Here is a 15,981-nt window from a genome sequence, read left to right as displayed (position 1 = left end):
AGGTCCTGCGCGAGCGCAGGCGTAAACGTCCCGTAGACCGGGCACTCGTTGTTAAGCGGGGATTGTAATGAAATTTTCGAAACGCCCTACACCAAGCGGTTTATCGATCGCGATCGCCGCGGCGATCGCATCGATGGCTGGTCCAGTGCATGCTCAGACGTCCGGAGACGGTGCGCTTTCAGATGGGAATGGTGCCGTTGCCTCTGGCGATTATTCCGTTGCGATCGGCACGGCGGTTACCTCTGCCGGGCCGCGCTCGTTGAGCTTCGGTTACGCGTCGACGGCGGCCGGCGCCGATTCGATCGTGCTCGGGACGTCCAGCACCGCGCAGACGAATGCGGTAGCGGTCGGCAATACGACGGCGGCCGGTACGAATGCAGCGGCAATGGGTTTCGCCGCCACTGCTGCGGGCAATGGTTCCGTCGCGATCGGAACCGGCGCCGTCGCGAACAATTCGCAGGATGTCGCAATCGGATCGGGATCCACGACCGGCGCCGCGCACCCGCTAAGTAGCTTCGGTATTGCTGGTGAGAACTACTCGGTGGCGGGATCAACGTCCAACGGGGTGGTGAGTTTCGGTGCGCCGCAAAGTCCGAGGCAACTGACTAATGTTGCCGCCGGCGCCGTTAGTGCAACAAGTCTCGACGCCGTCAACGGATCCGAGCTCTATCAAATGGGACAGGCAGTTGGGAGTCTCTCTACGTCGACGAGTCAGTCCGTGACGTCGCTGTCGACTGCGACCGCCAACAATGCCACAGGAGTTGCCGCCGTCTCTTCCGGACTCGCTACGCTGTCAACCACCGCCTCACAATCTTTGTCGTCGCTATCGACAGGGCTCTCGAGCAACACGGCCAACGTCACGAGCCTGTCGAGCAGCGCAGCATCAAGCGTAGGTTCGCTCTCAACCAGCGTGGCCGGCGCCGGTACGGCGTTGGCCAGCTTGTCGACCGGTATTGCGCAGTCGGCCACGTCACTGTCAACGGGCCTGGCAAGCAACACGGCCAACATCACGAGTCTGTCGAGCAGTACGGCATCAGGCTTTGGTTCGCTCTCAACTGGGCTGTCCGACGTCGGCACGACGGTCGCGAGCTTGTCGATGAGCACGGCTGCAGGGTTCTCGTCACTGTCGACGTCGACCGCTCAAACGGTCAGCAGCCTGTCAACCGGCGCGGCCAGCGCGATCGGTTCGTTATCGACCGGGACCGCGCAGGCTGTCACGTCGCTGTCAACGGGCCTGGCAAGCAACACGGCCAACATCACGAGTCTGTCGAGCAGTACGGCATCAGGCTTTGGTTCGCTCTCAACTGGGCTGTCCGACGTCGGCACGACGGTCGCGAGCTTGTCGACGAGCACGGCTGCAGGGTTCTCGTCACTGTCGACGTCGACCGCTCAAACGGTCAGCAGCCTGTCAACCGGCGCGGCCAGCGCGATCGGTTCGTTATCGACCGGGACCGCGCAGGCTGTCACGTCGCTGTCGACGGGCCTTGCAAGCAACACGGCCAGCATCACGAGCCTGTCGAGCAGCTCGGCATCGGGCTTGGGATCGCTCTCAACCGGTCTGTCCGATATCGGCACGACGGTCGCGAGCTTGTCGACGAGCACGGCTGCAGGGCTCTCGTCACTGTCGACGTCGACAGCTCAAACGATCGGAAGTCTGTCGACAGGCACGGCCAGCGCGATTGCGACGTTGTCGACTACGACAAGCCGATCGATCTCGTCTCTTTCGACTGGTCTGGCTGACGACGGCGCGACACTCTCGGCAATGCAGTCCGGTCTGGCTGCAGGGACCGTTGGTCTGGTTCAGCAAGCAGGCGGTGCCGGCGCGGGCGCGATCACGATTGGCGCCGGTACCGGCGGTACGGTGCTCAACGTCGCCGGCAACGCGGGCGCGCGGCAGGTTAAGGGTGTGGCTGCAGGCACAGACGCTACCGACGCGGTCGACCTGCAGCAGCTGCAGAGCGTGGCGGGCCAGACGGGCGCGATCGGCGCGAGCGCAGTTAGCTATGACGACGCGTCGCATACCCGCGTCACGCTCGGTGCATCAAGTTCGCCGGTGACCCTGACCAACCTCGCGGACGCGTCGTTGAACGCGAGCAGCACCGACGCTGTGACGGGGCGGCAGCTCTATGCTGCCCAGCAGGCGACGAACGCAAACGTCGGCGCGATCGCTGCCCTGTCGACGTCAACGCTGGCGGCAGCGTCCTCGCTTTCCACGGGCATCGCCAGCAACGTCGTCTCGATCGCGAGCCTGTCGACTAGCACGACCACGGCGCTTTCTTCCCTCTCGACCGGCGTCTCCCATGGCCTGGCATCGCTGTCGACCGGCTTATCGTCGGCCAACGTCGGCGTATCAGCCATCGCGACCAGTCTTGCGAACGGGACAGTCGGGCTGGTTCAGCAGTCCGGCGGTGCCGGCAACGACACGATTACGATCGGCGCCAGCACCGGCGGCACCGCGCTCGACGTCGACGGAACTGCGGGCGCGCGGCAGATCAAGGGCGTAGCCGCCGGCACGAGCGCCACCGATGCAGTCAACCTCCAGCAACTGCAGGGCGTAACGGCCGCTGTGGGTGCCGTGGGCGCCGGCGCAGTCTCCTATGATGACCCGATGCATTCGCGCGTCACGCTTGGCGCCTCCGCAGGATCGCCCGTCCTGCTCACCAACGTCGCAGACGCGGCACTGACGGCCACCAGCACGGACGCGGTGTCTGGTCGGCAGCTCTACACCGCCAACCAGGCGATCAGCGCCAACGCGGTCTCGATCGCAACGCTGTCAACGTCGACGGGCTTCGCCGTGGCCTCGTTGTCCACCAGCGTCGCCAACGGCGGGGCGACGATTGCCGCGCTTCAGTCTGGACTGACGGCCGGCACGATTGGCCTGGTGCAGCAAGCCGGCGGTGCCGGCACCGGCACGATTACGATCGGCGCCGGCACCGGTGGCACCGCGCTCGACGTCGCCGGCACCGCGGGCGCGCGCCAGATCAAAGGCGTGGCCGCCGGCACGGACGCCACCGATGCGATCAACCTCCAGCAGCTGCAGGGCGTGGCGTCTCAGGCCGGGGCGCTCGGCGCGAGCGCGGTCGTCTACGACGATGCCTCGCATACGCGCGTCACCTTCGGCGCGGCAGGTGCGCCCGTCACCCTGACCAACGTCGCTGATGCGGCCTTGACGGCGAGCAGCACCGACGCGGTCTCGGGCCGGCAACTGTATGCGACGAACCAGAGCGTCTCCGCCCTGGCTGGCCAGCTCGCAACGGGTACCGTCGGGCTCGTGCAGCAACACGGCGGCTCGAGCGCCGGCGCCATTACGATCGGTGCCGGCACCGGCGGCACCAACATCGACGTCAGCGGCCTGGCTGGCGCGCGCCGCATCTCCGGCGTGGCAGCGGGTGTGAACGCCACCGACGCGGTCAATGTCGGCCAGTTGAACCAGGTTATCGGTACGGTCAATACGATCGCCGGTAACGCACTGTCTTACGACGATCCCACGAAGCTCAGCGTGACGCTTGGAGGGCTCGGAGCCGGGGCGGCCGTCACCATCCATAACCTGGCGCCCGGCGCGTTATTAGCAACCAGCGCGGATGCGGTCAACGGGGCTCAGCTCTTTGCCACGAATGCGAACGTCGCCGCCAATACCAGCGCGATTGATGCACTTTCTGCCCGACTTGGCGCGATCCTTCCGTCGAGGTTCAGCCAGAGCCTCCCCGAGCCCGGCCAGGGCAGCCTCAAATATGCTGCGTTCAACAGCACCGGCGCCGGTGCAGTTGCAACCGGCGCGGATGCGACAGCTATCGGCAGCAATGCGGTGGCCACCGGCGATCGCAGTGTTGCACTTGGTGTGGGTGCCGTTGCCCAAGGCACCGGCTCGATCGCGGTCGGCAGCGGTGCGAGCACAACTGGCGCCAATGCCGTGGCGCTGGGCGCCGGTTCAGTGGCCGATCGCGACGATTCGGTGTCGATCGGCAACTCGGCGACCGGTACGACGCGAACACTGGCCAATGTCTCGGCCGGAACGGCCCCGACCGATGCCGTCAACGTCCAGCAGCTGAACGACTCGGTGACGAACCTGAGCAACCGCATCGAACACGACCGACGTGACGCCAATGGCGGCATCGCCGCGGCTGTCGCGATCGCTAGTCTGCCCCAGGCGCCGGCGCCAGGAAAGAGCATGGTGGCCATCGGGGGCGGGACGTACGGCGGGCAGTCCGCCATGGCGCTCGGCATTTCAACGTATGCCGGCCACTGGATTCTGAAGGCGAACGGCTCGACCGATACGCGCGGCACCGTGGCCGCCGGCGTAGGTGCTGGATTCGTCTGGTAACCAAGGAGATCACCATGAATTCGAAACTTCCTGCTCGACGGGACGTGGTGAGGGGCATCGGTCTTCGCAATCCTGACGTGCCGATTGCTTTCGAGCGCGCGCTGCAGGCTCGCGTCGACTACGCGATGGCGATCTGCACCACCGATGAGGGATCCGAAGCGCGGGACGCACTCCTGAAACGGGCACGCTATGGGGCGAGCGATCTCGGCCGAGATCTCGTCCTTGTCGGTGCCGACGATATCGGCTGTTCACCGTTGCTCGCCGACGTGCCCGTGTTGCGAGACGCGTTCGAAAGTGCCGTCGACTGGGCGCGGGTCGACCAGGCCAACGCGGAAACTGAGCTGGCTGAGGCCTTGGTTGAAGCCGAGAGCGAGCTGGCGCGAGAGAAGGCCGCCGACGAGCGACATTCCAAAACGAAGGCGGCGATCGAAGCCGGTGATTGGACGGCGCTGGATCTTCCGACGCCCGAAGCCTTCGTGCAGGCGCTGGCCGCAGGCAAATCGGTCGACGTCAGCGACCACTCGTTCGACTTCGTCAGCGACGAAGGTCTGTGGTGTACGAACCCGTATGGCGTTGATGCCTATTTTGGAAACGCCATACCGTCGATCACTTACGCCCGTGAACTGCTCGGTGCGCTCGCGCTCGGGACCGTCTTCGGCGACGTCCCGCCGGACAGTGATTGAGCCACCCCATCCCGGAGCTAACCCATGACCAATCAGGTGTTTCGAAGCGGCAAACCCGTGACCGCACACAGCATTGTGTCGGCTGCAATCGCCGGCGACATGACGGTCGACGAGGCCGTGGAACTCGTTCAGTTGCTGATCGAGGCCCGCGCGCGCGGCCTGGACGTCCGAGAAGCCGAGCCCTGCTCTGCCAAAGCGCTCTCGAGGGGCTTGGCGAAGCGCTCAGCCGCCGTTTAAACCAGGAGATCTGGCATGCAGAACTTTGAATTGGACGGGTTGGAATACGAGGCGGGAAGCAATAGTTTCCTTGCGAAACTGCCAGCTGCGCACGAGGCGAAGACACGTCCGCTCTGCCTCTGCTCGACCCCGCCGATTCCGATGTACATCGCACGCTTCGAGGGGCGCTATCAGGTCAAGCGTATGCCTGGTACCGGCGCGAAGCACAAGCCCGGCTGCGACTCGTACGAAACGCCGCCCGGCCTGAGCGGTTATGGCGATGTAGAGGGATCGGCCATCGTCGAGGATCCGGAGTCCGGGGAGGTCACCCTTAAGTTCGGTTTCGCGTTGGCGAAAGGCGCGGCGCGGGAGATGCCGGAGCCCTCTGGCGACGAGCCTGACAGCATCAAGACGGATGGCAAGAAGTTGACCTTACGGGGTTTGCTGCACTACCTCTGGGAACAGGCCGGCCTGAATCGCTGGTCGCCGGCCATGGCCGGCAAGCGGAACTGGTCGGTGATCCGCAAGTATCTGCTGTTGGCCGCTGCGGGCAAGAACGCGAAGAAGATGAGCCTCGAGGACATGCTGTACGTCCCCGAGATGTTCATCGGCGACCAGAAGGACCGCATCGCCCAGCGACGCACGGAGCATCTCGCCCGGATTTCTGTTTCCGAGTCCGGGAAGCCGCACTTCGTGCTGGTGATCGGTGAGCTCAAGGAAATCGCAACCGCTCGCTTTGGCTTCAAGCTGGTCATCAAGCATCTACCCGACTATGGCCTGATGGTCGACGAGAAGACCAAGAAGCGGATCGAGAAAGTCTTCGCGTCGGAGCTCGAGATCTGGGCGGTCACGGAAGGCACCCACCTCATGGTCATCGCCACCGCGAGCCTGTCAGCGGCCGGTATCGCCACCGCCCAGGAGGTATCGATGATGCTGACCAACGAATCGTGGATCCCGTTCGAATCGCTCGCCGATATCACGCTGCTGAAGGCCTTGGCCACCCGTCGGTACCAGAAGTGCCTGCGGTACAACCAGACCGCGAAGCATCCAATCGCCACGGCATTGTTGACCGACGCCGAGCGCGGTACGGCGCTCTATGTTGTGCCGGCCGACGTGTCGTCCGGGTACCAGTCCGAGCTCGACGCGCTTATCGCGGAGTCGGAGCTGGATTCATGGATCTGGCGGCCGGGGACCGAAATGATGCCCCCGCTTCCCCTGACAGCCTTCGACGCGGCGCGCAAGGCGCACCGGCAACCGCGGCCGCTCGCATCGGCACCGGTCACCAATGCCGTAGCGGTACCGGGGCCCGCGACTGCCCGCGAGTCAGCAAACAGAACGCACGCGGCGGCTAAGGCGCCCGAAACGGAACCGGATCCGACTCCGCTGTTCGCCGAGCCGCCGATCGTCGATGAGCCGCCCCGATGTTCGATGAAGAACCACCCTTTACCGATGAGGATCGACCGGCGAACTGGTTGTGAGTGCAACGGGTTATGGAATCGCCCGGTTCCGCTGGACTGAAAGCGATTCTTTTGGAATGTTGTGTAGCGCTAACGAATACGGAGGACTGGACAGGCCAGCGCAAAAAAAACGCCCCGATTGCACTCGGGGCGCGACCAAGATGACGTACGACAGGGACCTTCAGCGTCGCAGGCGTCACACCAGAATGTTCGGATTCTAGAACAGAAGCGTGCCCTGTCAAGCGTCATCTATGTGACAGCAACTTAACGAATCAGCACATCAGATGATGATCCAGAACAACATTGGCGGTATTGTCGGTGAGGCATTGAAAACAGGTGCAACGGCGCTGCCGCTCCTCCCCGTGGTAGCGGCTGGCGGCGACCCGGATATCCAAAATTCGAGGGTATCGGGTACGGACTGAACCAGCTCATGACTCGGCTGATTCCCGGGACGTCGCCGAATCTGGCGCACGCCCCGATGAATCCGACCTGTCCGGCCGCCAGCGACGACTGGATGGCCGCGCCTACGCACGCCCCCCGTCGACGCTCGGCGCTGCCCGCGCGCGTTTGGCCGGCGGATATTCCGTGTCCGGCGCCGGCGAACAGCCCCCGGCTGCTGCGCGAGTTGAAGTTGCGCCTCGGCCGATATCTCGAAACGCCGCAGGCCTGGTTGCCGGCCCTGAACGCTGCCAATGGAAGCCGCCGCCAGCAGCGCAGCGAGCGCCGTATAGCGTGCGTGCAGCTGGTGCGAGCGCTCGTCAAATTTTGTGACGTCTCGACGTTGCGTATTGCAGTGCCGGCGCAGAGCGGCTGGGTGGATTTCACCCTACCCTACCTGGCCGAGCAGGCGGGTCTCTCGGTGCGCCGTGCCGAGCGCGCGCTGCGCGACCTGGTCACGGCACGGCTGGTGAAGAGCCGGCCGCAGTGCGAGGTGGCGGTCGGCGACGAAGGGCCGCGCTATCGTGGGCTTGCCGCCATTCGCTACGTGACGCCTGCACTGTTCGAACAATTCGGCCTGGGCAAGTGGCTGCGCCACGAGCGCACTCGCGCCCACCTACGTGCGCAGCGCCGGCGCAAGTCCGAGCGGAAGGCCCATGCTAGTGCCGGCCAGCTGCGCATGCTGCTCACCGACAAACTGGCGGCTGCTCAGGCCAAGGCCGCGGCTCGGAGCACGCGCTCCGACGGCGATCGTCGTACCGATCTCGAGCGCGCGATCATGATCCGCGCCGGCGAACTCAAAGATATCTACCCGGACTGGGATCGCGACCGGTGTTTCCGGGTCGCGCGTAACCAGCTCGCCCCACCCGCCTAGCGTCCAAACGGTTTTCTCCTATCTATCGCTACCGCGAGGATGGCGCTTGCGCGGATCCGCCGTCGTGCCGTCTGCTGCCGGCATTTTGTGTCTCATTCGCTGGTTTTCGGCCTGGATTCTGACGCCGTGTCGCCGCCTGGCCGTTCGCAACTGTGGATAAGTGCATTTAACTGTCGGGACGGCTGGCCGTTAAGTGTCGGGGCTTAGTCAGAACCTATCTCTACCTACACCCCATATCGACCCGCGGCAATGCCGCGGTGTCACGCGGGCTCCGCCCGCTTGGCAGGAAACCCCCTCGGGCTGCATGCGCTTTCCATCGGCAGGCCGTAAGCGCTACGGCGGCCGCTGGCCGCCGCACCGCTAACGGCGCGACAAAAGATTTCGGGGCGCGTCAAAGCCGCACCCCGAAATCAGCGCGCGCGCGTGCGCGCCCGACTGCCCGCAAGCACCATCGACTGTCCTCGGCAGCTAAGCTTTCAGAGAGAGGGGCAATCCGTAAACGCAACTAACGGTCAAGCGCATCAGCTCCGCCAAAAATTACCCCCGTGCCACTCCATGCCCCCATGTCCACAAGAACGAGGCCTCCCCAACCCTAGCGGAATCCGCACAACTCTGTTCGGCCCGTGCCTGAGCGCGATACTCTCTCGAAAGGGCAACGGTTATGGGAGACAGTGATGTGCTACTCGGCAAAGATCCAGGCGAACTATCGAGAGTACGTCCGACGTTACGGCGCCGACATGGACATCGAAACGTTCAGGCGCATCTTCTTCGCGCGCGCATCGGGCGCCGACATCAAGATCCCGAAAGCGGTCGAGGCCGCGTTCGCCGGTGTCGATGACGAAATCTCGGCCGCGATCGCCACGTATCGGAGCCGGTGGACACGGAAGCTGGAGACCGCTCTGTTCGAGCAGCGAGCGCGGCTCGTCGCGGCCGAGAAAAAGCTCGCCGTGAAGATCACGAAGAAGGCCAGCGAGGACGTCCGGATCGCCACGAGCAAGATCGATGCGGCAACGCGCGGGCTCGACGATCTTCGCCGGCAGGACCTGCAGGAGCGTGATTCGCGGATCTTCCCCGGCTGGTACGCCCCCGTGCTGATCGAGCTCGACGGCAAGCGCCTGGTCGTGCCGATGCGGTATCGATGCCGCATACCTGGCTGGACCGAAGCGGACGAGCGTGCCAAGAACGGCTCGTATAACGCCAGGGCCGATTCGCTCAGTACCGCCTGGCGGAAGGTTTTCGGCTTCACGCATGGCCTCTTGCTCGTCGACACTTTTTTCGAAAACGTGAAGCGCGACGGCCAGAACGTCGTGCTTCGCTTCGATCCAACGCCGCCGCAATACATGCAGGTCGCCTGCCTGTGGACGCGCACCGAGATCCCCGGCGGCGACGACTTATGGTCGTTCGCGGCGATCACCGACGACCCACCGCCGGAAGTGGCTGCAGCTGGCCACGACCGATGCATCGTGCCGATCAAGTCCTCGAACGTCGACGCCTGGCTCGCACCGGACCCGTCCCGGCGCGCGCAGCTGCGCGAGATCCTGGCCGACCGCGAGCGGCCGTACTACCAGCATCAGCTCGCAGCGTAAACGCGGGGGTTGGAGGGGCGGTTATCTCTGTGATATACTGTACAAACATACAGTGTTTTGCGTAACCGACCCCATGCACCCCGCCCTCGCCCATCCTGAAGCCATACATCCGGCCCTTTGGCGCGCCAGTCAGCTGGCGCGCTCGAGCGTGCGCGGCGTCGACACGGGCCATCCGGAACTGACGGCCGAACTGCCCGGCGGCGGCTGGCCGGCCGGCGCGCTGATCGAATTGCTCGCGCCGCAGCCTGGCATCGGCGAACTGCGGCTGCTGGCCCCGGTGCTCGCGCGCGCGGCCGGCAAGCCGGTCATGCTGATCCAGCCGCCGCATGCTCTGCAACCGCTGGCGCTCGCGTATTGGGGCATCGACCCGTCCGGCTTCATGACGCTGCCGGCGCCGCGCACGGCCGACGCGCTGTGGGCCGCCGAACAGGCGCTGCGCGCCGGCACGTGCGCTGCCGTGCTGCTCTGGCAGTCGCATGTCCGTGCGGACGCATTGCGGCGGCTCAACCTGGCCGCGCAGAGCTGCCAGGCGCTGTTCTACGTCTTCCGGCCGGAGGCCGCCGCGCGCGACGCGTCGCCGGCACCCTTGCGGCTCGCGCTTGCGCCCAAGCGCGACGGCATCGACGTCACGTTCGTGAAGCGCCGCGGGCCGGCACGCGACACGCCGCTGTTCGTCCCCTTGTCCCCCTCGCCGATTTTGTTGAACCGCCATGCAAGTCTGGATCGGCGTGCATCTGCCGCACCTCAACCTCGAAACGTTCCGGCCGCGATCACCGGCGCCGTCGCCTGACGATGCGCGCGGGCTCGTCGTGCTCGAGGGCGGCCGCGTCGTGGCGCTCGATCGCGCCGCGCGTGCGCTCGGGGTGGTCGCCGGCATGCGCCGCGGTGGCGTGCTGTCGCTCGCGCCGGACGCGCAGATCCGCGAGCGCGACGCCGCGCGCGAACGCGAGCTCGTGCTCGGCGTTGCCTATGCGCTCCTGCAGTTCACGCCGAGCGTCGTCGACGCCGACGAAGCCGTGGTACTGCTCGACGTGACGGCCAGCCTGCGCCTGTTTCACGGCATCCGCGCGCTGCGCCGACGCGTGCGCGACGTCGTCGCGTCGTTCGGCGTCACCGCGGCGATATCCGTCGCGTCGTCGGGCCCGGCCGCGTGGATGGTCGCCCGGGGCCTGCGCGGCGGTCTCGCGCTGTCCGCGCGATCGCTGCGTCGCTCGCTCGCGCGCGTGCCGCTCGTCGTCGCACCGGAAGCCCGGCGCTACGCGAACTGGTTTGAAGATCTCGGCTGCGAAACGCTGGCCGATCTGCAGCGCTTGCCGCGCGCGGGCTGAAAAAGCGCTGCGGCACGCAGCTGCTCGACTGGCTCGACCAGGTCACCGGCACCGCGCCGGCCGCATACGACTGGCTCGAAATGCCGCCGTCATTCGACACGCGCGTCGAACTGATGGATCGCGTCGAGCACGCCGAGGCGCTGCTATTCGTCGCGCGCCGGCTGATCCTGCAGCTGACCGGCTGGCTCACCGCGAAACAGCTGGACGTCACCGCGTTCGCACTGCTGCTCGAGCACGAGCGCGGGCGGGACGCGATCGCGCCGACCGAGATCGAGATCGCGCTGGGCGCCCCTACCCGCTTCGAGGAGCACATCACGCGGCTCATCAAGGAACGGCTCGGCCACGTCGAGCTCGCTGGGCCCGTGATTGCAGTGCGCCTGGTCGCCCGTAGCGTGCAGGAAGCGGCCGCGCCGAGCGACTCGCTGTTCCCGGAGCCCGGCGGCACGCCGCAGGACCACGCGCGGCTGCTCGAACTGCTGACCGCGCGGCTCGGCGCCGAGAACGTGCTCGTCCCGGCTCCCATGGCCGACTACCGTCCGGAGCCGGCCGCCCGATGGGTGCCGATGCGCGACGCGCCGAAGCCGGCGCCGTTGCCCGCGGATCTGCCGCGCCCGACCTGGTTGCTTGCCAAGCCTGTACCGCTGCTCACGCGCCAGCATCGGCCGTTCTACGGCACGCCGCTGCGCATTGTGTCGCCCGGCGAGCGCATCGAAGGCGGCTGGCAGGACGGGCAGACCGTGACGCGCGACTACTTCGTTGCCGAGGACGAACGCGGCGTCGCTTACTGGATCTACAAGGAACGGCCGACGGCCAGCGACGAAAGCGAAGCGCGCTTCTTCCTGCACGGCCTGTTCGGCTGATCCGTCATGAACGCCGGCAATTTCGGCGCCCTGCCCGCCTACGCGGAACTCCAAGTCGCCAGCGACTTCTCCTTCCTGCACGGTGCGTCGCGCGCGGAGGAATACGTCGCGCGCGCGGCGCAGCTCGGCTACAGCGCGATCGCGATCACCGACGAATGCTCGCTCGCCGGCGTCGTGCGTGCGCACGTCGAAGCGAAGGTGGCGAACATGCCGCTGATCATCGGCTCGCACTTCCGGCTGACGGCCACCGACGGCTCGCCCGCGCTCGCCTTCACCGCGCTCGCGATGAATCGCGATGGTTACGGCAATCTCTGCGAGTTCATTTCGCTCGGTCGCATGCGCGGTAAGAAGGGCTCGTATCGGCTCGCACCGCTCGACGTCGACCATCCCGAAGCACCATACGCACACCTGCGCGGCTTGCCGGATTGCCTGGCGATCCTGTCGCCCGACTTTCCGGCCAACGAGCAGCGCCTCGACGCGCATGTCGAATGGTTCGCGCGCGTGTTCGGCGATCGCGCATGGGTCGCGCTGACGTTGCACGCACGCGCGATGGACGACATCCACCGCGGCGTGGTCGAGCGCGTCGCCGCGCGCCACGGCGTGCCGGTGGTGGCCACCAGCTGGCCGCTGATGCACGTTCGGTCACGCAAGCCGCTGCAGGACGTGCTGACGGGAATTCGCGTCGGCCGACCGGTAACGGAGTGCGGGTACGAGCTCGCGCCGAACGCGGAGCGTCACCTGCGATCGCGCCTGCGGCTCGCCAACATCTATCCCGCCGGCGCGCTCGAGGAAACCGTGCGTGTCGCGCGGCGCTGCACGTTCTCGCTCGACGACCTGAAGTACGAGTATCCCGACGAACTGGTACCGGCCGGCACTGACCCGGCGACGTACCTGCGCGAGCAGACCTACATCGGCGCACGCCGGCGCTTTCCCGCCGGCATCCCGATCGACGTCCAGGCGCAGATCGAACACGAACTGCAGCTGATCGCCGACCTGAAATACGAGGCGTATTTCCTGACCGTCTACGACATTGTGCAGTTCGCGCGCGAGCAAGGCATCTTGTGCCAGGGACGCGGCTCGGCCGCGAACTCGTCCGTTTGCTACTGCCTCGGCGTGACCGAGGTCGATCCGTCGAGGCAATCGATGCTGTTCGAACGATTCATCTCGAAGGAGCGCAACGAGCCGCCGGACATCGACGTATATAGAACCCTGGTTTATACCGATGAGCGGCGCACTTGCCTGTCAGCCTTTTGTCTCGGTACTCCACCTCCTTAGATGAATCGGTAGATATACGGAATCAATCGGGATAGCGCGAAGGGGCGTCATGATCAGGGTATCGATCACGCAGTGGAGTCAGAGATCTGGCTGGCGCTCGATTCGATGGGAATGTTTCGCATCGGTTGTACATATCATGGCTACGTCGCCTTTTTCGTTGCCGGCCTATGCCGAGCTCTTCTGCTTATCGAATTTCTCCTTCTTGCATGGCGCTTCGCATGCGGAGGAACTGGTCAAGCGAGCCAATCAGCTGGGTTACTCGGGAATCGCCGTCACGGACGAATGTTCTCTGGCAGGTGTTGTGCGCGCTCATGTGGCGGCCAAAGATCTCAATTTCCCGTTGGTCATCGGGTCGTATTTCAAATTGACGCAGGCTGACTCATCGCCTGCCCTTGATCTGATCTTGCTTGCGCAGAATCGTGAAGGGTACGGAAATCTGTCCGAGCTCATCACGCTGGCCCGTATACGCTCTCCAAAAGGTGGATATCACCTCACCTCACAGGATCTATTGAAGCCGGAGACGACATACGCCCATCTCAAGGGAGTACCCGACTGTCTCGCGATTTTGATCCCCAGATTCCCTGCGAATCCGGAAGAGTTGGATGCTCAGGTCGAGTGGCTGATAGAGACATTCCCCGGGCGGGCATGGGTCGGCCTATGCTTGCACCAGCGTGCAATGGACAATGTTCACGAAGATGTTGTTGAACACGTCGCGTCTGGAAATGGCGTACCAGTAGTTGCTGTTGGCCAAGTAACCATGCATGTCCGGTCCAGGAAGCCGCTGCAGGACACAATGACAGCAATCCGCGTTGGTAAGCCTGTCGCGGAGTGCGGCTACGAACTCACACCGAACGCCGAGCAGCATCTGCGTTCACGAATGCGCCTGGCAAATCTCTATCCAGAGAGCGCTTTGCGCGAGACGATCGCGATTCTTTCGCGCTGTCGCTTCTCGCTCGGCGAGCTCCGTTACGAATATCCGGATGAGCTTGTGCCACCTGGGTTCACGCCAACCACGTATCTTCGGCAGGAGACCTACATTGGAGCACATCGACGCTTCAAGAACGGCATCCCGCACAACGTGCAGAAGCAAATCGAGCATGAGCTCGAACTCATCACCGAGTTGAAATATGAGCCATACTTCTTGACGGTGTACGACATTGTCAAATTCGCTAGGAGTGAAGGCATCCTTTGTCAGGGGCGGGGATCAGCAGCGAACTCAGCAGTTTGTTACTGCCTCGGGATAACGGAGGTCGATCCCGCTCGAGGGACCATGCTGTTCGAGCGATTTGTCAGCCGAGAGCGTAATAGTCCGCCCGACGTCGACGTCGATTTTGAGCATCAAAAGCGAGAAATCGTCGTGCAGTACATCTACCGCAAGTATGGGCGTGATCGCGCTGCTATCGCTGCCGCAGTATCGACATACAGAGCACGAGGTGTACTCCGAGAGGTTGGGAAGGCAATCGGTGTGGATGCACAGATCGTCGATCGCGTCGCCAAAACGCATCATTGGTTCGACGGTAGCTCGGATCTGCTCCAGCGATTTTCCGAGTCTGGCCTTGATCCCTCAGCATCCATCATTCACACGTGGGCATCGCTTGCTACGCAGTTGTGTGGGTTCCCACGCCATCTTTCCCAGCACTCTGGCGGCTTTGTCATCAGTCGAGGCAAGTTGTCGCGCCTTGTGCCGATCGAGAATGCTGCAATGCCAGATCGTAGCGTGATTCAGTGGGATAAGGATGATCTCGAGTCTCTAGGGTTACTCAAGGTGGATGTGCTCGCGTTGGGAATGCTGAGCGTCATCCGCCGGGCACTCGACCTCGTATCCCTGCAGCGTGGGGAGCCATTTGAGATGCAGGATATTCCGCCAGAGGATCCAGAGACTTACGACATGATCTCGAAAGCGGATACCGTGGGCGTGTTTCAGATCGAGTCGAGGGCACAGCAGTCGATGCTGCCGAGATTGAAGCCGAAAACGTTCTACGACCTTGTGATTGAGGTGGCGATTGTACGGCCTGGTCCGATTCAGGGTGGCGCAGTTCATCCGTATTTGAGGCGACGTCAGGGCATCGATCCGGTCAGCTATCCGAGCAAGGATCTGGAGACGGCACTATCTCGAACGCTAGGTGTACCGATCTTCCAAGAACAAGTGATGCAGGTCGCAATCCTTGCCGCGGGATTCTCTCCCGGGGAGGCCGACGGACTACGGCGCGCAATGGCGGCCTGGAAGCGTAAAGGAGGACTGGAACCCTATCACGACCGTCTCGTGAGCGGTATGTTGATGCGCGGCTACGATAGGGAGTTTGCAGAAGCGATCTTTGCTCAAATCAAGGGGTTCGGCGACTATGGCTTTCCGGAAAGTCACGCGGCAAGCTTCGCGTTACTTGTCTATGTCAGCAGCTGGTTGAAATGCCATGAGCCTGAAGCGTTTCTGGTGTCGTTGCTGAATAGCCAGCCAATGGGCTTCTACTCACCATCGCAGCTCATCCAGGACGCGAGGCGTCATGGGGTGACGATCTTGCCCGCCGATGTCATGGTTAGCAATTGGGAATCGTCTCTGGAGTATCGAGAGGGAGCTCAGCCCCCCGCTGTGAGGCTTGGTCTCTCTCTGCTGCGTGGAATGCGAGTGGAGGCTGCCGAGCGCATCGAGTTGGCACGAGCCGTTAAGGCTTTTTCATCTACTGCCGACTTGGGGAAGCGGGCCCAATTGGATCGGCATGATTTTCACGTTCTGGCGAGAGCCGATGCACTGGTGTCTTTGGCAGGCGGGCGACGGAGTGCGCTTTGGCAATCCGTTGTCGCAGTTCCGGAAAAGGATCTGCTAGCTTCAGCGAACATGGATGATGAAACCCCCGATCTCGGGTGTGCAACCGAAGGGGACGAGATACAAAGCGACTATCAATCCATGGGGCTGACACTTCTGGAGTTGCCCCTGTAACTCAGGAC

At 64.0% G+C, this 15,981-nt stretch carries 9 protein-coding genes and 2 pseudogenes; all 11 read left to right on the top strand.

Translation table 11 applies throughout. From position 1 onward, the window contains the following. Positions 1–67: 67 nt before the first annotated feature. The 11 genes and pseudogenes from SY91_RS34555 to SY91_RS34505 all read left to right on the top strand — a co-directional run bounded on the left by SY91_RS34555 (position 68) and on the right by SY91_RS34505 (position 15,973). Positions 68–4,321, top strand: coding sequence for a YadA-like family protein (locus tag SY91_RS34555; RefSeq protein WP_011695092.1), 4,254 nt, complete (start codon positions 68–70; stop codon positions 4,319–4,321). A gap of 14 nt (positions 4,322–4,335) precedes the next feature. After that, entirely contained in the window at positions 4,336–5,004 is a 669-nt protein-coding gene (locus SY91_RS34550) for a hypothetical protein (protein WP_011695093.1), read from the top strand. A gap of 24 nt (positions 5,005–5,028) precedes the next feature. Continuing rightward, complete coding sequence (locus SY91_RS34545; RefSeq protein WP_041489693.1) at positions 5,029–5,241, top strand: hypothetical protein; 213 nt, start codon at positions 5,029–5,031, stop codon at positions 5,239–5,241. A gap of 15 nt (positions 5,242–5,256) precedes the next feature. After that, complete coding sequence (locus SY91_RS34540) at positions 5,257–6,738, top strand: DUF1173 domain-containing protein (protein ID WP_260632533.1); 1,482 nt, start codon at positions 5,257–5,259, stop codon at positions 6,736–6,738. Between the two features lie 223 nt (positions 6,739–6,961). Beyond that, the gene (locus SY91_RS34535) at positions 6,962–7,099 is read left to right on the top strand and encodes a hypothetical protein (protein WP_166488172.1); all 138 of its coding nucleotides are present in this window, start codon (positions 6,962–6,964) and stop codon (positions 7,097–7,099) included. Between the two features lie 8 nt (positions 7,100–7,107). After that, positions 7,108–7,989 carry a hypothetical protein gene (locus SY91_RS34530; protein WP_011695095.1) on the top strand — a complete coding sequence of 294 codons (882 nt, stop codon included), beginning with the start codon at positions 7,108–7,110 and terminating at the stop codon, positions 7,987–7,989. 674 nt (positions 7,990–8,663) lie between these two features. After that, a complete protein-coding gene (locus SY91_RS34525; RefSeq protein WP_011695096.1) occupies positions 8,664–9,575 on the top strand; it encodes an SOS response-associated peptidase family protein in 912 nt (303 codons plus the stop codon). A gap of 73 nt (positions 9,576–9,648) precedes the next feature. Further along, complete coding sequence (imuA, locus tag SY91_RS34520) at positions 9,649–10,365, top strand: translesion DNA synthesis-associated protein ImuA (RefSeq protein WP_011695097.1); 717 nt, start codon at positions 9,649–9,651, stop codon at positions 10,363–10,365. Continuing rightward, positions 10,286–11,763: pseudogene (locus SY91_RS34515) on the top strand (Y-family DNA polymerase). The gene imuA and the pseudogene SY91_RS34515 overlap by 80 nt, the downstream one beginning before the upstream one ends. A gap of 6 nt (positions 11,764–11,769) precedes the next feature. Continuing rightward, a pseudogene (locus tag SY91_RS34510) lies at positions 11,770–12,963 on the top strand (PHP domain-containing protein); the annotation flags it as partial. Between the two features lie 211 nt (positions 12,964–13,174). Continuing rightward, positions 13,175–15,973: an error-prone DNA polymerase gene (locus tag SY91_RS34505; protein WP_260632532.1), complete on the top strand. Its 2,799-nt coding sequence runs from the start codon at positions 13,175–13,177 to the stop codon at positions 15,971–15,973. Positions 15,974–15,981: the final 8 nt, after the last annotated feature.

Source organism: Burkholderia cenocepacia (genome assembly GCF_014211915.1).
GTDB classification, from domain to species: domain Bacteria; phylum Pseudomonadota; class Gammaproteobacteria; order Burkholderiales; family Burkholderiaceae; genus Burkholderia; species Burkholderia orbicola.
Note: the sequence above shows the minus strand (reverse complement) of the source record. Positions and strands in the feature narration are given on the sequence as shown.